Genomic DNA, 20,538 nt, shown 5'->3' on the forward strand with positions numbered 1-20,538 from the left:
TGACAAGGTTGAGAACGGAGGGCACGAGAAGCCCGGTCTCATGCCTTCAAACCGGGCTTCTTCAACAGCCTGCTAGACGAACTGGACCTTCAGAGCCCCCTTGCTGGCGGGCGAGCCCCGGACAGCATCACGACGCGCTAAACGGACGAGCTTGATGCTCGTTGGGCTCTCTTGCGATCTCAGGCACCTATCGCGTCAAGGCAAAGCAATCCTTCCATCTTTGACGCGGACTCCTGCTTCAAGTGCAGGCCGTCCCCTCAGCGAGCAGAGACTCCAGTTTGAATACGTGGCCCCGCACTCCGTCTGACGTGGAACTCCCCCCTGAGGAGGACACATGCACGTCGCCCGATTTGCTGTTGCAGCCCTTTTTGTCGGTCTGACTGTTGGAGCCGTTGCTGGCATCAGTAGTCGCGCAGACGCAGCTACGCCGCAGAACAACGGGTGCATTGGTGATTGCGACAATCGCCTGAGGGCTGCTGAGGGCTGGTGCGGAAACTGCAAAGACCACTGCGAGGGTGGCACGGAAGCTGAGTGCACCGCGTCGTGCGGAGATCTCTGGGACGAGGAACCCTGCATTAGGGACTGTAATGGCGAGAAGCTGGCGCAAAAGTACCGCGACTGCCATGGCGATCGGGCGTGCGAGGGATGGGCCGGCGGGGATTGGAAGCGTAGCTGTGAAGACACCTGCCACACGCAGAAGCGGGCTGCGGACGAGCGGCGCCAGAACTGCCTCAATTCCTGTGCTGGCCGGCGTGATTGCCGGGCCACGTGGTGCGCTGAAGATGGGGCTGCCCGCAAACAGTGCTACTTGGAGGTCGCGCAGGCCAATGACGCGTGCGTGCAGCGGTGTGGTGGTCGGGCCGATGAGCACTGCGAGGACGAGAGCTGCGTCGGGTTGGTCACTGTTGCGACGTGCGGTGGCAAGCGTAAGGTGACCGGCTGGTGTCTGGCCTGGACCTGGAAGCTCTAGCACGGTGAGCACGGTGGCAGGTCGAACAGCCCTCCGCGAAAGCTCCCGCCATGTTGCGTCTATGTCGCGTGAGCCTGCGGAACGGGCCTAAACAGGGCGGGACGGGATGGGACGCGGCGGGATATCGACTCCCAATCATTCCGGGCGGTTACGAGGTAAGGGCGCGATTCTGTTGGGGTTTTCGCACCGCCCGGCGCGGGTTCGATTCCCTCCGCCTCCACAGTGAAAGAGCCTGGCAATCCAGTACGGGTTGCCAGGCTCTTTCTTTTGCGTAACCGAACCTCAGTGCATTTGGCGGAGGCCGATCGCCGCTGCTCATGCACTTGAGTGCATCAAAAATGGTACCCCAGGGCCGCTCATGCATCATGATTCATGATGATGGAGCTGACCCTTCAAGCCCTGATTGGCGGCGTCTGGCATCGCGCCGCGATCCTCGAGTTCCCCGAACCCGCCAAGGGGCAAGCAGGCGCGTGCAACTTCGAATACGACTTCGACTATCTCACCCAGTGGATCGGCAAGGATGTCCCGCTCGCGTCCGTGAGCCTGGGACTCCCGGTGGGGTTTGGTCCCAGTTGCAGTCGACGCTGGCCCAGCTTCCTGGATGACCTCCGTCCCATGGGCAGCGCTCTGCGATGGTGGCTGAGGCGGCTCGACCTGCGCGCCGAGCCCGCGAATGAGCTGGAGGTGCTGTGCCGTGGGACGATCGCTCCCGTGGGGAACCTCCGTATCGAGCAGGCAGTGCCTCCCAAGGAGGCGCCGCCTCGCCGGTTCCCGCGGCAGGCTGTCATCGATCGTGAAAATGGGTTCCTCGACCATGCGGCGGACGTGGGGGCCCAGGTCGGTGGGGCAACAGGTGCCGGGGGTGATGCGCCGAAGCTCCTCGTCCGACAGGACGCTTCGCAGCAGGTGTGGATCGACGTCTGGCAGGACGAGCCGACGACCCAGGACCGACACTACCTTGTCAAATTCGCCCGAGGTTCAAGCCACCTCGACCGGCTCGTGCTTCGTTCCGAGTATGCGTATTACCGCGCGCTGGCACATCTGGGCGTCGACACCATCCCCACGGACGGGATGTCATTGGAAGAAGGCCCATCGGGTCTCAGCCTGTGGCTTCCACGGTTCGACGTCGCCTGGCGCGACGGGAGACTGGCGTGACGCGCAGCTTGAGTACCTCAAGCGAGACCTGCTCAACCTCGTCTTCGGCAACTCCGATAACCCACGGCCGGAGCATGGCGTTGCTCAAGACGGACAACGTCGTCCGGTTCGCGCCTGTCTATGACTTCGCTCCGACGAAAATGGACCCCGAAGGAGTCACCCGGACGACGAGGTGGGACACATTCGAGGCAGGTGGGACGATCGACTGGCCCGCCCTGCTGAAGAGCTTCGGGGAGGAGGAGGCGTTCCTCCGCGCGGGGTTGCGTGAGTTCGCAGGGCGGCTCCGGGACGTTCCCGAACTGTTGATGGAATTCGATCTCCCGGAGGAGACACTGCGTTTTCCGAGCATCGGACTCCAGCGCACGGAGCAGAAGCTCCGCGAATGGACGCTACTGTGAATCGAGACGACGTCGCGCGCATGCGACCGCTGGAGCGGAAGGCGCTCCTCGACGAGATCGCCGCCATGGTGGCGGCAGGGAAGCTTCAAATCGGTGATGCCGCGCGCATCCTGCGCAGCGGTGTCCTCGGGATCGGTCGTCAGGCCTTCGCCCAGGTGGTGAAGCTTTCGGAGCGCGCTGTCGCCAAGCTTGAGGACGACCCACATGCGAACCCGACGCTTGATACCTTGAAGCGTGTCTTCGCGCCGTTCGGCGGCGCTGTGACATTGGTGTTTCCGCAGGTGGAGGATGCGGAGTCGCTCGGCGAAGACAGGCGTCAACGGCGAGCAGCGATTCTGGGGGCGCTTGCGAAGAGCCGGCGACGGCGCATTCGCCCCAAGCGGTAGGTGCTCGCGGATGGCGGCCGATGCGCGCGACCGGCTGCTTCCCCACTGCCATTCCAGCGCGGAGCGGGGGCTCGTCGTACCAGCCTCAGTGCTTGTCCTCGTCGACGTCTTCCGCGCACCCGAGCCAATCGGCGCTCCGGCGCTTTGTAACCGTCCGGCCAACGGTGGTGGCCGCGGGCGGAGCGCGGGTGCGCTTCGCGGTGGGCACGGACGTGGCGTACGTGGCCCGGCTCGTCGCGGCGCTGGGGCGGTAGGCCGTGTTCGCCTTGCCTGCGTCGGTGCGCGTGGTGCTGGCGGTGGAGCCGGTGGACATGCGCAAGTCGATTGACGGCCTCATGGCGCTGGTGCGCACGGCCTGGGGCGAGGACGTCTACTCGGGGCACCTGTTCGCCTTCGTCTCCCGGCGGGGGGACCGCATCAAGGTGCTGACGTGGAGCCGGGGCGGCTTCGTGCTCCTCTACAAGCCGCTGGAGGCGGGCCGCTTCCGGCTGCCGTCGGTGGACGCGGGCGCGCAGGCGGTGACGCTGGACGCCACGCAACTGGCGATGCTGCTGGACGGCATCGACGTGGCCCAGATGCGACGCCCGGCGGCCTGGTCTCCGCCCGGGCGCGCGGCCTCCTGACGGCCCGGCGCGGGCGCGAGGCGCGGCGGCCAGGTGGCTCCGCGCGAGGGCTCCCTCGTGCTGAGGGAGTCGAACCGCGGGACCAGCTTCAAGAGGGAGTGGCTGGTGCAGTGCTCACGGTGCTCGTGAGCCCCGTCAGTCCATGTCCTCCAGGGCTATCTCCGCCAGCTCGCGGTAGAGCGGGACCACCTCGACGGCGAGCAGGTCCTCCATCACCTTCCGGGCGCCTGCGGTGTCTCCTTCCTGCCGGAGTCGGCGGACCTCGGACCGTGCGGTCATCATCCGCATCGAGCTACTTCGGATCCGCCCCCGTTCCTCATGGAGCAGGGCTGTCGCGGTGGTGACGTCCTGGATGGCTGCCTGTGCATCGGCCTCGGGAATAGCCACCTCTCGCGCCGTTCGCAGCAGGAGCCCGCGCACATCCGGGGTGAGCACCAAGGCTTCGCCCGACTCCACGCGGGCGGCGAGGGCGCGCACCTCATCCCAGTTGACGTCCTCGTACATGCTCAGCGTCCCTTCCTCTTCGGACGGCACCTGTCGTCCGGCCACTCCCCCCGCTGCCCTTCGCAGTACCGGAAGCAGTCGTAGCAGGAGCCCGACCAGTGGTCCTCCTGGCATTGCACGTACGTCTCCAGGCAGGCGCGCTTCCACTCCGGAAGGTCGCGGGAGAGTTCCTCTGCAGCCCGGGCGAACAAGAAAATGTCCTCGGCCTCCAACTCCGTGGCGCCGCACCGCGTGGGATTGCCCGGGTGCGTCTTCACACAGCAACTGATGGTGGAGTCCTGGGGACCACATTGCGCCTGGGCCAGGTACACCGCAGTGGCGCTGGGCTGGGTGGCGCGGGCCTGGGCATGGGCGCCGCCACCACAGCCCGCGCCCACCAGCGCCAGCGCAGCCACCAGCATACCCAAGACTCGGATGTTCCGACCGTACACCGATGACCGCTTAGTCTTGATTTGATTGGAATTCAATCCCTCTCGGGATAGGGCCGCTGCCGCACCTGCTGGCCGACTCCGGAGGCGAACTGCACGGGGAGCTTCGTCGGCAGCTACTACTACCTGGGCTCGGGCGCCTCGGGACGAGGTCCGGGCGGATGCGCTCCAGCAGGTCCGTCGCTTCCTGTCTGGACAGCTTGCTGTATGTGATGACGTGCAGCACCGGCAGGCTAGGCCGGAACCAGCCCCCGCCCGCGAGGTTGGGAAGGCGCCAGGGCGCGCCGTAGTAGTCCCACTCCGCGTTGAACTGCGGCAGCAGGTTGGCCGGGATGAAGAGGCTGGCTACGCGGCATGGCGGCATCACCATGGGCATGAGGAACAAGGTCAGCTCCTTGCCGTCGCCCACGCTAATGGGCCCCAGCACCCCTCCTACGTGGACGCCTCCAGCAGCGTCAGGGCCTGGACGCGCCGCAGCCGCGTGGGACATGGACGGGCAGGGGAACTGGCCGCGCATCCACACGGGCCCGCAGGGGCGCGCAGATGGGCCTCCAGCGCCACGACGTCTGCCGCTGGTCACGTCGCCCGGGCAGGGGACGGCGGCGGGGGCACGCGGAGGCGCTTGAGAATCTTCACAGGCGGCCCTCGCTACCAAACGCCCCGGACGAACTGCCCCGTGCCACACAGCGGTTCCAAGGACTCCACTGCAACCCGCAGCAGCTCCCCGCCGGCAATGCCCAGGGAGACGTAGGTCCCAGGCTCGGGGGGGAGCACGGATGGTGGCGGCCAGGACGCTCTTCCGCTTCCCGCAAGCCAGGGCGAGTCGTTGAGGGCGACGCGGATGTTGTAGCGGCGAGCAGTCGGCAGGTGCCGTGCTGAATGTCAGACGTGTGTCCTTTGCTCTCCTCGGAGGTGTCACTCCCAGGGGGCGTGGATGCGCATGATGCGAGGTGGCGCTGTCTGGCTATGGCTGCTCTTGCCGGTGGCCGCATGGGCCGAAGACGTCCCGGAGGTGCCGCCCGTGAAGGAGGAACGGCGCCCAGTGGACGAAGCCTGGCGCAACCTGCTGCGCGTGGAGGCGACTACGTTGTCCCTACTGCCGCGCGCGGGCGGAGGCCCGGACGAGGGATTCCTCCAGGTGGAGCCCACCCTTGTCTTCGAGCGAGGTGAGGACTTTGGCCTCAATCTGGGTACGCCCGTGCGGCTGCGTCTGTGGGGAGGTGACGGGGCCGCGGGCTTCGTGCGGAGGGAGGACTGGGACAGCGCCTCGGACTTCGGGCAGGTGGTGCGCGCCCTCAAGCTGGGCTCGGACAACGCCCCCGTGGGTGTCTGGTTCGGCGCGCTGGAGGGCTACAGCCTGCTGTCCGCGCACCTCGTGCGGCGTTACGGAGGACGTCTCAACCCGGACTACCACCCAGCGGGCGGCTTCCTCACCGGCACCCTGGGGCCCCTCTACACGGAGGCCTTCGTCTCGGACGTGCTGGGCGCGCGCCTCATGGGCGCCGAGTTCTCCGTGGACATGGAGCACGTCTTCTTCGGCCCGCCTCGCGAGAAGGCGCGTTACACGCTGGCACTGTCGGCGGTACACGACTGGGGCCGCGCCGGAGGCCGGACGCCCTCGGTGACGCTGGCGCACCTGGACGCAATGGCCGTGGTGGTGGTTCGGCCGACCTACGAAGTGCACGTCCAGGCGGGCTGGGGTGGCCAGCCGGGTGAAGGCGGTGCCTGGGGCGTGGTGGTGGGCGCGGGCGTGGACGCGAGGACGCCCACGCTGCGTCTGCTGCTGCGTTTGGAGGGGCGTCGGCAGCACGGCGGCTTCCGTCAGGGCTTCTTCGGCCCGGACTATGAGCTGGCGCGCTTCAAGGCGGCGGGGCCGGAAGGCGTGGCGCTGGCGGAGGCGTCCTTCCCCGACGGGTACTCGGCCTATGGGGAGGCAGAGGTGGGCTGGGACGCGGTCCACTACTGGGGCGTCCACAAGCATCTGAAGCTGTCGCTGGGGGTGGAGGCCTTCAACTGGGGCCGCTTCGACGTGGACGGCCGCGCGGTGGTGCAGCTCTTTGAGCGCTCCGTGGAAGTCGCCTTGAAGGGGCTCGCGGTGGGGGCGGGACAACCTGGAGCGCGCTACCTGGGCGGGGCGGAGCTGCGCTGGCGTTTGTTGGACGGGAAGCTCTACGCCATGGGCACGGCGGGCACGCTGCTGTTCCCCGAGGGTGTGGGCACGTTACTGCCGGGTGCATTCGCCTCGCTGGGCCTGGGGGTGGACAATGCGCGCTGACGTCCTGCTGCTGGCCCTCGTTACGTTGTCGACGGGGTGCGTTTCGGTGTCGCCCGCGCCTCGTCGTGGCCCGAGCTTGAGCTACACGCAGCGCGCAGCCCCCACACCAGCGTGGGAGCAGTCGCCGCAGGAGGAGGTGCCCCCCACTCGGGCCTCATCGCGAACCTCCCTTGCGACTTCCGGGGAGCGCATGGCGCGCCACCGGAATCTCCGAGAGGACACGTCGGGAATGGCTGGGGCCGTGGGCGGCGGCCTCGCTCCCCGTGACGCGAGGGATGACGCCTGGGAGAAGCTCCTGACGGACGCGGGGTTGGAGGACCAGGACGCGCGCCCCCTGGTGGGGGGCTCGCTGACTCCCACTCAGGCCGCGCGGCTGCTGGAGCAACTGATTCGGAAACCCGTGACGATGGGCGCCTTCCCGCGTCGCATGACGGCGGGCTTCCTGCTGCGCGAAGTGCTGGAAGGCGGGGAAGTCTCGCGCGAGGAGTTGCTGCATCGGGTGGAGCGCTTCGCCCGGGAGCAGATTGCGGTGCTGCGGCCGGATGGATACCTCGCGTGGGCCCTCGACGGGAACACGCAGCAGAAAGTGGCGTCCGTTGAGTGGAAGGAGGGTGTCTTCCGCGCGGGCAACTTCGAACTGGGCCGCTTCTACAGCGGCAAGGGCGGCGTCTTCCGTGCCGTGGACGAGCAGTTGCAGCCTTCGGATTGGCGGCCCCTGGCCGAGGTGTACAGCGACGCGGACGTCGTCAGCCGCACCCTGGATGGAGCCGAGGATACGTTCGTGGAGCTGTACCACGCGCTGGGCCAACTGCTGACGCGCCCCGTGGACAGTCTCGCGGGGCTGAGCAACCTGCCAGGAGGCGTGGCGGCGCTCATCACGTCATCGCCCATGTACTGGGAGCGCTTCCAGTCCATGACCCGCGGTGAGCAGATCCGCGAGGTATCGCGGCTGACGACGGGCCTGCTCATCACCGGGGGCGCGGCTTCGGCTACGACGCGGACGCTGAAGGGGATGGCGCTGGGTGCGGAAGTCTCGGTGCCGGTGCTCTCGCTGACGGCGGAGGGGACGCTGGCGTTGGAGCGCGTCGCGGCGCCAGCAGGGCGCGCGGCTGTGGCACTCGGCGGCGGCCCTGGGGCGTCATCATCCGGAGGATGACGCGTATTGGGTCGGGGGCGCGAGCCCGCAGGCCGGCGGCGTGAAGTTCGACGGCTTCAAGGACGGCGTGCTGCTGGAGGCCAAGGGGCCCGGTTACGCGAAGTTCTTCGAGGGGCTGGAGCCCAGGGAGTGGTTCCGGAGCTCCGGAGCACAGGGGCTCATTGACCAGGCCCAGCGACAGAGCGACACGATTCGGGGTATGGGCATTCCCATCGAATGGCACGTCGCGGAGAAGCATGCCGCGGATGCCATCCGGAGGCTTCTTGAGGACGCGGAAGTCAAAGGCATCAAGGTCATCCACACCCCGGCGCTGTAGGAGAGAACAACGTGACCGGTAAGTCCGAACCTGAGACCTACCCTGAAAGCTACACGGCTGGCGCCTACTGGGGCCCGCGTCAGGAGTCACCCGAGGCGTGTGCTCGACGAACAGCAACCTTCCTCAACCTCCTGGCTTCGTGCGACCCCCTTCTGGCCCAATGGTACAAGCCAGCCAGGTCACGCAAGGACGCGCGCAATGTGCCCCTCATGCCGCCTGATGTGCCCACCTTGACTGAGCTGTTCCAGCGAGGCGTCAACCGCGAGAAGGGAGGGCCGGCCATCGAGCGACTGGGTTTTCGCTTCTCCTTCGACAACGGTGGGAACGGTGATGATTTCGCGAGTCTGCGCATCAATGGCGGGATGTCTTCAGAAGCCGCTTCCAACCACTGCGTGCTTTCCCTGCCATCGAAAGGCGCGAATGCGGGCCGGTTGCTCACGACGCCGGTGCTAACGGACGTGGTGCGCGGCATGGTGTCTTCCTGGGAGCCGGATTGGGCGTTGGCAGGCTCCAGCGCCTACAGAATGCAGTACCGGGAGCCCGACTCGGCCCCCTTTTCCTTGGGCTGGATCACGTACCTCTCACGCCGCTGCGGCACGGTGCCGCCGCTCCCAGCTCCGGTGCGCATTGAGCCGGTGGAGGACAAGGGCACGCTCATCCTCCTGACTCCGGAGCGCTTCACGGTGGCCAATCCAGCGCATGTGGCGCTGGCTCGACGGGTGCGCGAGTTGCTGGTCAGGGCGGGCCTCATGCAGGACGGTTCGTCCTGACCCTCGGACGCGGAACGAGCACTCGCCTCATGGCGAAAAAGAGGTGAGGGGAAAACACCGTCCCGCACGTTGGTTCGAGCGGAAATGCAGAAACGCTTTCCGGAGCCCCACGCCCATCCCGGGCGCGGTGGCCTCAGCCAACGGCTTGAGGGGACAACACCATGAAGCGAGCGTCCATCGTTGTTTCGGCGGTGATGATGTCGGTCGGATTCGCCAGCACGGCCCTGGCGGCCCCCATCACGGTGAATGGCTACGTCTGCGCGGCGACGTACACCAAGCAACCCAACACCACCTACGGCCAGGGCTACGTGGTCGTGCAGGTGAACACCGCGGCGAACTGCACGGGGAGCTTCGTCGGCAGCTACTACTACCTGGGCTCGGGCGCCTCCGCCGGCGGCTACCAGTACAGCGAGGCCGAGCGCCTGGGCCTGTTCGAGCGCGCCACCCAGGCCGCCACCCAGGGCACGTCCGTCAGCCTGTATGTGGAAGCCGCGGGCATCGGCATCCTCAACACGACCTACCGCGGCAACTGACGGCGGACGGGCCTTCGCGCTCCTCTGCGCGGAGTCCTGCTCCCGCCTTGATGTGGCTTTGATGAGAGGCCTGGCAATCCACCACGGGTTGCCAGGCTTCTTCCCTGGCCTCAACCCCTCTCAGAGGTCGAGGCCGTTGCTCAGCAGTCCTTGCAGAACAGGTGGGCGAGCCACTTGAAGAAGCGGCAGAGGAGGCTCTCCGTCACCGGGAAGATGGGCAGCGGCGCGGAGGCCTTGCCGTGCGCGAAGTGGATCGTCACCTGGGGCTTCTGGCCGAGCGGGTAGTACAGCACCTGGTGGTAGGTGCCATCGAGGTCCTGGGTGATGTCGCCCTCGAAGGTGCCCACGTCGGACTCGAACTTCAATTCGTCCCCGCGGAAGGGCCCGAGGTGCTCCTTGAAACGGTCCCGGGGGGAGATCGACACCCGGACCGCCGCCATCCCCCGGGGCGCCGGGAGGTCGTGCGTATAGGTGATGATGGAGGACGCTGCGTCCGGACGGATGCCGGCCCAGGTGGAGACCGTCATCACCCGCGTGAAGGCGCTCCCATCCTCCAGCCTGCCGACCGCGCTGATGCGCCAGGTGTAGACGCCTTCCTTGTCGACCTGCGTGTAGACGTTCGCGTAGTCACCGTCGTCCGCCGCGCCGTCATGGTGCGCGCCGTCATCCCGCAGGTCCGAGCTGCCGTCGGGGAAGAGCGCGGGCGGGCCGGGGACCAGCAGGCTGTCGAGCTTCTTCGCCTTCATGAGGACCCGCAGCATGTCTTCCTTGGGCGGAGGCACGTCGCCTCCCTTTCCCGGCTCGGACTGGCGAGGCTTGTAGAGGCCCGAGTTGACGGCCAGGAACGTGCCCAGCGACTCGCCGGGGCGCGCCAGCTCCACCTTCACCCTCGCGCCGCGGATGGGCTTGTTCCCCTGACGGAGGCTCGCGGTGACCCGCATCGTGTCCCCGGTGCGGTACTCGCGCTTGTCGAGGGTCACGTCCAGCTTCGTGGTCAGGTCCACGTAGGCGAGGAGGTCGTCCGGCGGAATCACGGTGGCCGCTCCGCCGTCCTTGTGGACGATGCGCCAGAAGGTCTGCGGCACCAGGGCCTCCCCGCCGTAGATCGAGGCGAGGTCGACGGTGACGAAGCCGTGGCTCGTGCAGGCCGCCACGGGCACCGAAATGGGGATGAAGGCGCCGCCAGCCTCCGCCCGGGCGAGCTCGAGGGTGTGCGTCCCCGCGCCCCATTGGACCGCGAAGATGAGCCGGTTCGCCTTGGGCTCGACGGCCACGTACCTCGCGGTGGGTGCGCCGGCATCATCCGGGACGTCCACGCCCATCAGCAGCGCCTCGAGGGCGGCCGGGCTCGCGGCCGAGATGAGCTCCTGCGCCTCCTGCGAGTAGCCCACCATCTGCGCGAACGCCTGCTTGAGCTGCGAGACCTGGGTGATGTTGCGGTACGGAGTGGGCGACGTCGTGTTCGCCCAGCCAAGCTGGTTGAGCACCTCGTCGTCGACGGTGGCCCCCAGCCCGATGGGGTAGAGCGCCATGTTCGCGTCCACAGGGCCCAGGACCGAGCCACCCACCGTGGAGGCGCGCCGGCTGGCGAAGGACTGGGCTCCGGCCGCGACCGCCGAGGGCGTGGACTTCAGATACACCGAGCCGCTGTTCTCGTAGCCGTCGGTGAGCAGCACCACGTGGTACTTCGGCGGGCTCGCCGCCGAATGAAGGGGAGCCAGCTTCCGCATCGCTTCGATCAACGCGTCGCCAATCGGCGTGCAGTTGCCCGGAGCGCCGAGGTTGAGGGAACACAGCCCCGGGATGCCCGTTCCGCTCCCGGCGGGAGTCAGGGGCAGCTTCAGCTCGATGCCGACGTCCGGCCCGTAGAACGGGCGCCAGGTGGCCGTCCCATCCTCGAAGGTGAGGATGCCGACGTGGTCCTTCTCGGACACGCCGGCGCGAAGCGCCAGATACATCTGCGCCAGGATTCGGGCCGCGACAACCGCGTTGTTCCACCGCTCCCCCGCCATGCTCCCGGAGCGGTCCAGCACCAGCATCAGGTGCTGCGTCCGGGGGGTGAGGGTCATCGGCTGTGTCGCCGAGGCCGTGAGGAACCCCGGCGTCATGCTGTCACCCTCCAGCCAGGTTTCGAGCGAGAGGGTGACGGTCCTGGACCCATACACGCCAGGCGCGTTGAAGGCATGGGTCTGGCTGGCGCTCGCAGCCGAGGAGAACCCGGAGATGACGATGTCCCCGGTGTAGCTCCATCGATAGAAGGCGGGCGTCGAGGGCCCGACCACCGTCCCGAGCCCGTTGGCCAACCCGGCGGTCAACAGCACCGCGTCCTTCTCCTGCGGCGCCGAGGGCACCACCGAGGAGATCTGCGCCACCGGATCACACATCAGCCGGGTGATGGTGGGGTCGGCGGGTGAGTTGGCGTTCTGACCGAAGGCCCAGTCCACCGCCGCGTCCGCGGTGATGCGCACCGTCCAGGCCTCGTCCAGGACCTCGGTCGAGTTGACGGACAACGTGCAGGTCAGCACGGTGTTGGCGCCCGCGGGCGAGGACGAGGTGATGACGGTCCTGTTCCCGAAGGTGGAGAAGTCGTTGATGGGGCCGGGGAGGAGGTTCAGGGACGTCCCACCCCGGCTCAGGGTGATCTGCACGCCCGTCGCGCCGGTCGGATACGTGACGGTGAACGGGTGCTCGGACCCGAGGAAGAAGTCGAACTTCAGGTCCGCCTGGATGCGGCGTGAGGCCGTGATGGCATAGCTCGTGGCCCCGAGGCCCGTCGGGCTGATGGCTGGCATGTGTATCCCCCCGATGTTTCAGTCAGATGTTGGTGATGAGTTGCTTGTAGAAGATGTTGAGGTTGCTTCCCCGGTCGCTCTGCCAGAAGAGCCACGTGGAGCGGTCCGCCGCCTGGAGCGCGAAGGGAAGGCTGTCGGAATAGGTGTCCGTGGGAGGCGTGGTCACCTGCCGCGTGGGACTCCAGGCGCCGCTGACGGGGTCGCGCCGGGTGTGGAACAGGCGGCCGGGGGTTCCCCGCGCGAAGTAGACCCAGACGCCGCCCGAGGCGTCCTCCACCGCCGAGACATTGCGGTCGTTCGCCGCGCCGGAGGGGAGGGGCTGGGTGAACTCCAGGGCACCGCTGGTGAAGCGTGCCGACCACACCCCGGAGCTGCCCTGCCAGAACACCCAGACCTGTCCCGATTTCGTGGGCAGGATGAACGGGTCTGGAGCCGTGCCCGAGTCGATCGAGAGGCTGGCCTGCATGTTGACGACACCGGACGACGGATCCAGGGTGAAGATCAGCAGCGACGCGGACGACCGGAAGGCGCACCAGACGATGCCGTTCTCCGCCACGGCGGCGTGGAGGCCCACCGTGGACGGGGACGGCGAGAGGGTCACCGGGCTGGCATCCAGCCACGTGCTGTCCGTGTGCCGGTAGCGGCGGAAGCAGTACTGGCTGCTCGCCGAGGTGAGGTTCCAGAGGAACACGGCGATGTTGCCGCTGATGACCACGGTGGGAACGGTCTCGCTCGAGGTGGTGGCGGCCACCGGCACTTCGGTCGCTGTGTTCAGCGTGGCGTAGGGGCCGCGCTTGAAGTGCACGTTGTAGTCACCGCCGTTGCTCATCTCCTGGTACGTGATGAGGATGTCGCCGTTGGGGAGCACCGCGAGGTTGGGGAACGAGTGGGTGTTCCCCGAGGTGACCTGCACGGGCACCTGGCTGAAGCCCGCGGGGACGTTGCCGAGCGACATGCGGCTGATGAACACCTGATAGGTGCCGCCCACCCGGGAGGAATGCCACGCGCCCACGATGCCGTTGCCCTTGTCGAAGGCGAAGGCTCGCTTGGAGATGTCCTGGTTGGGGTCCAGGGTCAACGCCTGGTCCGCCGAGCTGGGGATCTCTCCCCGAAGCAGGGCGTTGATGGCATCCCGGAGGCTGATGGGCGGACGGTCGAGGCCGAGCCGGTAGCGGTCCGGGGTGATGCCCAGCGTGTCCTCGATGAGCGTCGCCGGCGGGGTGAGGAGCCGGCGCGCGCGCAGGTCGGTGACGTCGGTGGAGAGCACGCTCGCGTTCGTGGTGCGGCGGGTCACCCGCGCGATGGCGCAGTAGCTGTGCCCCGCCAGATAGTCGGGATCCGCGGGCGAGGTGAGCTGGGGCACCGTGGTGGACGCCCGCGCGCGGATGACCCACTCGCGCTTGAAGCGCGCGCAGCTCTCCGTGCCCAGGCCGGGGAACACCAGCGAAGGGTCCTCGGCGGGCGTGAGCAGCCGGTCCCAGACATCCACGTAGATGAGCAGGTCGCCGTTGATGCTCGCCAGCTCCGGAACGGTGGGCACCCCCAGGGTGGCGGCCAGCGTGGAGGCCCCCGGCTGGCTGACGTGCAGGGCCTGCTGGCGGAAGCGGAGGTCCGCGTCGAGCAGGATGTCGCGGCCGTCGATGAGCAGGCGCCCGATGTCTCGCAGCGCGTGCTCCACCGGGTCCGTGGCCAGCACCGTGGGGGGCGTCCCGGCGCTGATGAGGAAGTCGTTGGCCAGGCCCTGGCCCACCACGCGGAAGGCGTCGGTGCCCTCGGGGATGCCGTCGCCCACGAACCACTTCAGGTACGCCCGGAGCTCGAACCTCTGGATGTCCTCGTGCTCGTTCCAGTCTGCGTCCACGATGGGAACGCCCTGCTGGAGCCGGACGCCGATGTGGCGCTTCAGGGGGCGGAAGGTGTCGGCGGAGATGATTGCCATGTCGGAGTGCCTCGGTTCAGAAGACGAGCCAGATGGTCCGCTCCAGCGTGCTGGCGGGATCCTTGTTGATGACCAGGTGCGTGACGTAGTTGAGCAGCACGTCCACGCCGTTGAGCCGCGCCACCAGACCGAACTCCCGGAGCGCCGACGTGGTGTGGTTCGCGTCCGGCCAGGGCGGGACGTTGGGGCCCAGCGTCACCTTGATCTGCAGCCGGTTGGTGGGGGTCGTGGTGATGGTGCCGCCATCCAGGAAGTTGATCTGGAACGCGCTCCCCGGATTCGGGACCACGTAGGCGTTCGGATCCACCAGCGCCGTCTGCGCGGGAGTGGCTGGCGGAGGCCCCGCGGCGTCCCACGCGGCGAGCCCCGCTCCCACGGCCAGCCCCTTGATGCCGAGCGTGGTGGTGGGCGTGCCCGCGAGGAAGCCCGCCAGCACGCGCCGGCAGTCGCCCACGATGGCGTTGTTCTTCCAGCCGCGATCCCAGAGCACCTCGCCCCGGGCATCGCGCAGTACGTCCCTGAACATCCCCTTCAGCCCCTCGGCGGGGTTCTCCACGAGACTCATTCGGGTGGTCTCCTCGGTGCTGTCATTCCGGCGGCCGGTACCAGGTGCGCCGCCGGAGCGTGGTGGGGTCGGTGGCGTCCACCGACACTTCATCGACATGGTTGGAGTGCAGGACGCCCCAGCCGGGCAGCACGGCGGACGTCGAGTCGGTGATGGGGCCCGGATAGGCCTCGACTATCGGGTGGTTGTCCGCGTAGCTCTCCACGATGTCCGCGCCCGCGGGGTAGAGCAGCTCCACGACCGGCTCCGGCCGGACGATGACCACCGCCCGCGCGTTGATGGGCAGGAAGCGCGCCAGCAGCGAGCGCAGCCGCTCCACCTCGTCGCCGGTGATCTCATTGCCGACCCGGCCGCGGCTCAGGAACAGGCCCAGCGTGCCGCGCGTGTAGAGGTCGTCGTCCGTCAGCGGCTCGTCCGGGACGCCGCGGGGCTTCTGGGGGGTGTAGGAGAGCAGGTCTCCGAAGGCGCGGCGCTCGCGGTTGCGAACGACGTCGTCCACCGTCACGGTCGTGGAGGCCGCGTACCTGCGCAGCGAGCCCGGGTCCGGGAGGCGCGCGGAGCGGGCCGGTGAGAAGGCCGGTGGAGGCGCTTCGGCTTGAGCGAGCGCGACGCCGCGGTCGCTCCGGAATCCGAGCCACGTCGTGCCGTCCGGGAAGAGGAGCGGCATGGGGGCCTGGTCCCTCGCCATGTCCGCGGGCAGCGCGTTGAGCGCGCCCGGCGTGCCGGTCGAGGACACCGTGAGCCAGTGCAGCCCGTCGCCTCCCGAGCGGTCGGAGCGGAAGAACACGCGCAGCGCGCCCGCGGCGCCAGGAAGCGCGCCGGGTTCGCGGTCGGCGGCGCGCCCTCCCACCGGGGGCGTGGTGAGCGCCGCCTCCGCCTCCCAGGCCAGCGTCGAGGCATTGAAGCGCCGCTGCCGCAGGGTCCAGTTGTCGTTCGCGTCCAGGCCCTGCCGCTGACTCCAGAGCAGCCAGGCGCGTGCCTGCGAGTCGACCACCAGCGAGGGCTCGACGTTGGCCGCTCCGCCAGCGGCGGCCACGCGCGGCGTGGACCACACGCCGGAGAAGTGGCGCACGTCCAGGGAGGGGAGGCCCTCGGTGGTGCCGACCCTGCGCCAGCTTCCGGTCGCCCCTCGCACCGCCGCGCCCGCCGCCGTGGCCACCCAGGTCTCTCCGGTCGGCGCGCACCAGACGGAGCGGATGTCGTTGGAGGGAAGGCCCTCCGCGGTGCCGGAGACCACCCAGGGCCCGTCGCCGCTCCGGATGGCGAGCCCGGAGGCCGTGGCCAACAGCACCGCGTCCCGGGAGTCGAACGCGATGGCCCGGACCGCCGGTGGCGGAGGTCCGCTGACCGGCTCGACGACGCCGTCGCGGAGGATGCTCAGGCCGGAGACGGTGGCCACCCAGGGGACACCGTTCGCGGCGAGCGCCACCGCCATGATGTTGGAGGACGGCAGGCCGCTGTTGGCCGAGGTCCAGACGGTGAGCGCGCCCTCCGGGTGGCGCCGCACGAGGCCCCCCCAGGTGGCCAACCACACCCCTCCGTCCGGGTCGATGGTCACGCGGCGCACGTCGTTGGAGGGCAGTCCCTGGACCGTGGTGAGGACCAGGAGGCCTCCATCGGCCCGCCGGAGCACGGCGCCCGCCGCGGTGGCCATCCAGAGCCCGCCACCCGGCTCGAAGCCCACGTCGCGGATGTCATTGGAGGGAAGTCCGGCGCCGGTGTTGAGCACCACCGCCGTGAGGTTGACCTTGCGAAGCACGGCGCCGCTCGCCGTGGCGATGGCCCAGGTCCCGTCCGCGTCGAGCGCGGTCGCGCGGATGTCATTGGACGGAAGTCCCTGCGCGGTGGAGAGCAGGGTGATTGCCCCCGTCTCGGAGCGCAGGGCGACGCCGCCCGCCGTGGCGATGGCCGAGCGGCCCGTCCAGAGCGAGAGCCACACCTTCCAGGGCAGGCCCCGGTGGCCGGCCCACGCGAGGCGCAACCCGCCCACGGTGTCATCCCAGGCCGCCGAGAGCTGCGCGTGGCGTCCCGGGCTGACCGTGGGCAGCCAGCCCTCCGCGCTCCAGTCGAGCTCGTCGTCGAAGTCGCCGCGCGCCGGACCCGCCGCTCCCGGGCCGAAGCCCAGCGCTCGCGCCGCGGTGGACTGGGCCAGGTCGACCTGGAGCGTCGCCGCGCCGCCCGTCGCGAGCGTCTCCAGGCGGAGCGTGCCATCCGCCTCGACCACCGCCCTGGCGCGGGAGAGTTGCGAGGCCACCGCCGAGGCGACCTCGTTCGCCGTGGCCGCCGCCGGGTTGGCGTAATCCGACGCGACGACGGTGAAGGTCTCGGGCCCGCCCGCGCTGGTGGCCACGTGGACGCGGGTCCCCGGCGTCAGCACGAAGGGGCCTCGGCGCGTGCCATGGAGCCGGGCAGGGCTCGCGGCGCGCGGTCGCCCCAGGGCGAAGCGGTGCCGGGCCTCGTTGGCCTCCGGCGACTCGAGCCAGGAGAGCAGGACGCGGCCGTCCGGCAGCGGCGCCGCGGCGGGGGCTCCCCGGGAGACCGTGCTGGTTCCAGGCGCCACGCGCGCGCTCCGCCACGCGTCGTCCACGCGCGTCTTGTAGAGCAACCTCCCCGGCGTCTCGCGCGCCGTCTCCCGTGGCGTCGTGGACTGGGGGCCCACCGACATCAACTGGGGGCGCTCGGGTGGCGCCGCGGCGTCCCGGGCTTCGAAGAAGAGGTAGCCGCGCCCGGCCTGCTGGAAGGTGCTCAGGCGGCCCGCGGGCGCGCCCTCCAGGGACAGCAGGGAGCGGGTCTCGTGCAGCACCCGCAGCGCGGATGACGGGCCCACGCTCTTGGTCGCCAGCAGCACCCGGCCGCCGGACGCCGTGGCGATGAGCTGATCATGCGTGGCGGTGAGCGCGGCGGCGACCTCGGCGGCCGTGGCCGCCGCGAGATTGGCGAAGTCCCCGGGCGCGAAGCGCACCGTGGAGGGCAGTCCGCCATCCACCGCGAGCGTCAGGCAGGCGCCGGGATGGAGCGCGAAGGGCTCGGCGGCCGTGCCAAGGAGCTGGGCGGCGGTGGTGCCCGTCCCCGAGACGTCGTCGTTGCCGGGATTGAAGCCGAGCAGGGGCGAGGCGTCATCCGCTCCGCACCACTGTCCGCCGCGCTCCACCGAGGCGAACAGGTTGTACCGGGGCGCCTGATTGGAGCGGACGACCTGCTGGGCGAACTCCACCACCTGGCTCGACCAGCCGGTGTACTGCGTCACCAGGGCCCGGAGGCCGGGAAGGGTGCCGATGGTGGGGTACAGCTTCGCGGCCGTCTTGATCTCATTGCGGTGCCGCGCGGCGCTCGCCGCCTGGTCCAGCTCCCAGCCCAGCCACCTGGCGAGCAGCGGAAGGAAGCGCGCGTCCACCGCGTCCACGTCGTGCAGTTGCCGCAGGCCCTCCGCGCTGGAGCGCAGGGCGCTGAGCGCCGTGCCGAACAGGTCCACCATGCGGCGGAGCTGACCGGAGCGGCCGGCCATCTCCGGGACGGTGTCGTCGCCGGGCGTGCTCGGACGCGTCACCACGTCGTGCCGCCGGTAGATCTGCGGCAGCATCTCGTAGAGCGTGCGGCCCATGCCGTGGTTCTCGGCGGGCGTGGCGGTGGCGCGGTAGGGCTCCGGCGGCGCGTCCGCGGGGAGCGCCGGACTGAAGAGCTGGTAGTAGCAGGGCTCCCCCGGCAGCAGGGCTTCGGGCTGCCCTCCCAGGTCGAGGATCTCCACCTGCTGTCGCAGCGCGCGGCCGTCCTCGGCGAGCACCTGCCGCAGCGTGCGGCGCGTCACCTCCACGTTCCGGCCGCCGATGGAGCGGGCCACGGACAGGGCCGTCACCACCTGGCGCGTGCCGTCGTCCCGCCGCTCCTCCCAGCCTGGCAGCTCCGTGACGAGCGCGAGCGGATCCGCGGGCGGAAAGTCGCCGCTGTCATAGACGAGGTAGGCGGCCGGCGTCGTGAGGACGTACTCGAAGTCGCGGTGCTTCCGCCGGAGGATGACGCGAGGCACGCTGGCCAGCGTCTCGCCCTCCTCGGGCCAGAACTCCCAGGACACGCGGACGCGCCGGCCGACCAGGTCCCCCCGCGCCTGGAATCCGACGATTTTCACCGGACGGCCTCCTGCATGCGGACCTTCAGCTCGCCCAGACCGGCGATCTCGAACTCACCGACGTCGATGCGGCCGTCCGGCACCACGTCCACCAGGAGCCCCTTCCGGACGAACTCCGGGAGCTGATCCAGGGGCGGCAGCGACGCCTCTCGCAGCTTCACGTCCAGGTCCTCCGTCCGGGCTTCGTGCCGGAGGAAGCGGGTGAGGGTCACCGCCTGGACGCCGGGCACCGCCTCGATGCGCGCGTAGAGGTCGCTCAGGTAGATGGACTGGCCGAAGTCCACGTTGTCGAACGCCAGCACGTCCCTCACCGCGGCCTCGACCGCCTGGCGGACGGCGTCTCCATGGAAGTGGCGGTCGAAGACGACGTCCGCGCTCAGGTCGATGGGCACGAAGGTGGCGTCGAGCACGTCCACGAACGTGCCCGCCATCCGCTTGGCCTCGAAGTACGCGATGAGCCGCCGCCGCAGGTCCTCGGGGACCGGGCGCACGGTGGTGCCCTCGGGCGCCACGTACAGCTCCACCACGTTCCAGCCCCGGCTGCGGGCGCGAACCTTGGCCACGCCCCCGGCGCGGTGGGCCTGCACCACGTAGTCGTCCAGGGTGACGGCGCGCTGGCCGGAGCGGAACGCCAGCGGGCCGAAGCGGATGGCGTCCGCGAGCGACTCGTGGTCGGTGCCTCCCGCGGCCGGCAGGAGGTTGGTGACGGAGTCCACCCACTGCGCCAGACCTGAGCTGCGGACCCGGGAGATGGCCCCCGCGGGCACGTTGCCCGCCGCGCCGCCTCCCACGCGATACGTGGCGCGGAGGTTGTTCACCCCCGCGGGCGGGCGCCGCCCGTAGACGCCGTCGCCGAAGCGCACGCTCGCGCGGTCCTCCTCGTCGAACTGGACGTAGTAGTGGCGCGACTCCGGCGTGGAGAGGCTGGGACGGCCGTCGCCGGAGTCGTTGTAGAGCAGGCTCTCTCGCCGGTCCCACCGCACCCAGCCAGCGCCGCCCTCGTTCACCTCCACCACCAGCGAGTCGAGGATGAGGGGCGAGCGGGCCAGCGGGAACGACTGGTTCGGCTCGCCCGTGGACGAGCCGAGGATCTCCGACGCGCCGGACGCGCTCTGGGTGACCGGGAGCCCGTCATAGACGCGCTTGCCGCCAGCGATGACCTGCACCTGGTCCGAGTTCAGGTCGATGGTGAACGTCGGCCCCAGGTACTCGAAGAGAAGCTCCCCGGAGGCGCCACGCGCCGAGAACTGGGTGCCGTTCGCGAGGGTCACCACGGGCGATCCGGTGGGAGGACGGAAGGTGATCCGCAGGTCCGCCGAGGCGGGCGCGGGCGGAGCCAGCTCGTAGGCGAGGAGGCGGAGCAGGTGCATCACGCTCCGGCGCTCCGACGCCGTGTGGAGGAAGCTCTCCGCGGCGATGCGGTCCTGGTAGTACAGGACCACGTCGCCCATGTACGAGAACAGGTCCACCAGCAGGACGCCCAGGTCCGCCGGAGAGCGGTCGGTCCACTCCGGCAGGCGGTAGCGCGCCAGCTCCAGCAGCGCCTGCCGGAGCGAGGCGTAGTCCTTGTTGGTGTAGTCGACGGGAACGGACGCGGCGGCCATG

Annotated in this window: 16 protein-coding genes; 9 read left to right on the forward strand and 7 right to left on the reverse strand. The window is 69.4% G+C overall.

What is annotated here, in order from left to right:
• Window positions 1-1,342: 1,342 nt before the first annotated feature.
• The 4 genes from K8612_RS19215 to tnpB all read left to right on the forward strand — a co-directional run bounded on the left by K8612_RS19215 (window position 1,343) and on the right by tnpB (window position 3,532).
• Window positions 1,343-2,125 (forward strand): HipA N-terminal domain-containing protein, encoded by a 783-nt coding sequence (locus tag K8612_RS19215; RefSeq protein ID WP_223763335.1) that lies wholly within the window; start codon window positions 1,343-1,345, stop codon window positions 2,123-2,125.
• 74 nt (window positions 2,126-2,199) lie between these two features.
• Entirely contained in the window at window positions 2,200-2,523 is a 324-nt protein-coding gene (locus tag K8612_RS19220; protein ID WP_223763336.1) for a hypothetical protein, read from the forward strand.
• Window positions 2,508-2,909, forward strand: a complete 402-nt coding sequence (locus K8612_RS19225) for a hypothetical protein (protein ID WP_223763337.1) — start codon at window positions 2,508-2,510, stop codon at window positions 2,907-2,909. Before K8612_RS19220 ends, K8612_RS19225 begins: the two co-directional genes overlap by 16 nt.
• A 257-nt stretch (window positions 2,910-3,166) precedes the next feature.
• Window positions 3,167-3,532 carry an IS66 family insertion sequence element accessory protein TnpB gene (gene tnpB, locus K8612_RS19230; protein ID WP_223763338.1) on the forward strand — a complete coding sequence of 122 codons (366 nt, stop codon included), beginning with the start codon at window positions 3,167-3,169 and terminating at the stop codon, window positions 3,530-3,532.
• Window positions 3,533-3,667: 135 nt separating this feature from the next.
• Here the strand turns inward: tnpB and K8612_RS19235 are convergent, their stop codons facing one another.
• Both K8612_RS19235 and K8612_RS19240 read right to left on the reverse strand, forming a co-directional pair.
• Window positions 3,668-4,036: a DUSAM domain-containing protein gene (locus tag K8612_RS19235; protein ID WP_223763339.1), complete on the reverse strand. Its 369-nt coding sequence runs from the start codon at window positions 4,034-4,036 to the stop codon at window positions 3,668-3,670.
• A gap of 2 nt (window positions 4,037-4,038) precedes the next feature.
• Window positions 4,039-4,437 (reverse strand): hypothetical protein, encoded by a 399-nt coding sequence (locus tag K8612_RS19240; RefSeq protein WP_223763340.1) that lies wholly within the window; start codon window positions 4,435-4,437, stop codon window positions 4,039-4,041.
• A 961-nt stretch (window positions 4,438-5,398) separates the two neighbouring features.
• Here K8612_RS19240 and K8612_RS19245 point away from each other — a divergent pair.
• The 5 genes from K8612_RS19245 to K8612_RS19265 all read left to right on the forward strand — a co-directional run bounded on the left by K8612_RS19245 (window position 5,399) and on the right by K8612_RS19265 (window position 9,514).
• Complete coding sequence (locus K8612_RS19245; RefSeq protein ID WP_223763341.1) at window positions 5,399-6,739, forward strand: hypothetical protein; 1,341 nt, start codon at window positions 5,399-5,401, stop codon at window positions 6,737-6,739.
• 229 nt (window positions 6,740-6,968) lie between these two features.
• Window positions 6,969-7,895: a hypothetical protein gene (locus tag K8612_RS19250; protein WP_223763342.1), complete on the forward strand. Its 927-nt coding sequence runs from the start codon at window positions 6,969-6,971 to the stop codon at window positions 7,893-7,895.
• Between the two features lie 40 nt (window positions 7,896-7,935).
• A complete protein-coding gene (locus K8612_RS19255; RefSeq protein ID WP_223763343.1) occupies window positions 7,936-8,211 on the forward strand; it encodes a Tox-REase-5 domain-containing protein in 276 nt (91 codons plus the stop codon).
• Window positions 8,212-8,222: 11 nt separating this feature from the next.
• On the forward strand, window positions 8,223-8,981 hold the full coding sequence (locus K8612_RS39585; protein ID WP_223763344.1) for an immunity 52 family protein: 759 nt from the start codon (window positions 8,223-8,225) through the stop codon (window positions 8,979-8,981).
• 161 nt (window positions 8,982-9,142) lie between these two features.
• Complete coding sequence (locus K8612_RS19265; protein WP_223741543.1) at window positions 9,143-9,514, forward strand: hypothetical protein; 372 nt, start codon at window positions 9,143-9,145, stop codon at window positions 9,512-9,514.
• A gap of 140 nt (window positions 9,515-9,654) precedes the next feature.
• On the opposite strand, the gene K8612_RS19270 is transcribed toward K8612_RS19265, so the two are convergent.
• Genes K8612_RS19270 through K8612_RS19290 form a run of 5 tightly spaced genes read right to left on the reverse strand, consistent with a single transcriptional unit; the run spans window position 9,655 to window position 20,537 of the window.
• Window positions 9,655-12,306: a choice-of-anchor X domain-containing protein gene (locus tag K8612_RS19270; protein WP_223763345.1), complete on the reverse strand. Its 2,652-nt coding sequence runs from the start codon at window positions 12,304-12,306 to the stop codon at window positions 9,655-9,657.
• A 22-nt stretch (window positions 12,307-12,328) separates the two neighbouring features.
• Complete coding sequence (locus K8612_RS19275; RefSeq protein WP_223763346.1) at window positions 12,329-14,245, reverse strand: hypothetical protein; 1,917 nt, start codon at window positions 14,243-14,245, stop codon at window positions 12,329-12,331.
• 16 nt (window positions 14,246-14,261) lie between these two features.
• The gene (locus K8612_RS19280) at window positions 14,262-14,810 is read right to left on the reverse strand and encodes a hypothetical protein (RefSeq protein ID WP_223741546.1); all 549 of its coding nucleotides are present in this window, start codon (window positions 14,808-14,810) and stop codon (window positions 14,262-14,264) included.
• A gap of 22 nt (window positions 14,811-14,832) precedes the next feature.
• Window positions 14,833-18,933: a two-component regulator propeller domain-containing protein gene (locus K8612_RS19285; RefSeq protein ID WP_223763347.1), complete on the reverse strand. Its 4,101-nt coding sequence runs from the start codon at window positions 18,931-18,933 to the stop codon at window positions 14,833-14,835.
• The gene (locus tag K8612_RS19290; protein ID WP_223741548.1) at window positions 18,930-20,537 is read right to left on the reverse strand and encodes a putative baseplate assembly protein; all 1,608 of its coding nucleotides are present in this window, start codon (window positions 20,535-20,537) and stop codon (window positions 18,930-18,932) included. The genes K8612_RS19285 and K8612_RS19290 overlap by 4 nt, the downstream gene beginning before the upstream one ends.
• Between the last annotated feature and the right edge of the window lies 1 nt (window position 20,538).

The organism is Corallococcus sp. AS-1-6 (assembly GCF_020037015.1).
GTDB lineage: Bacteria > Myxococcota > Myxococcia > Myxococcales > Myxococcaceae > Corallococcus.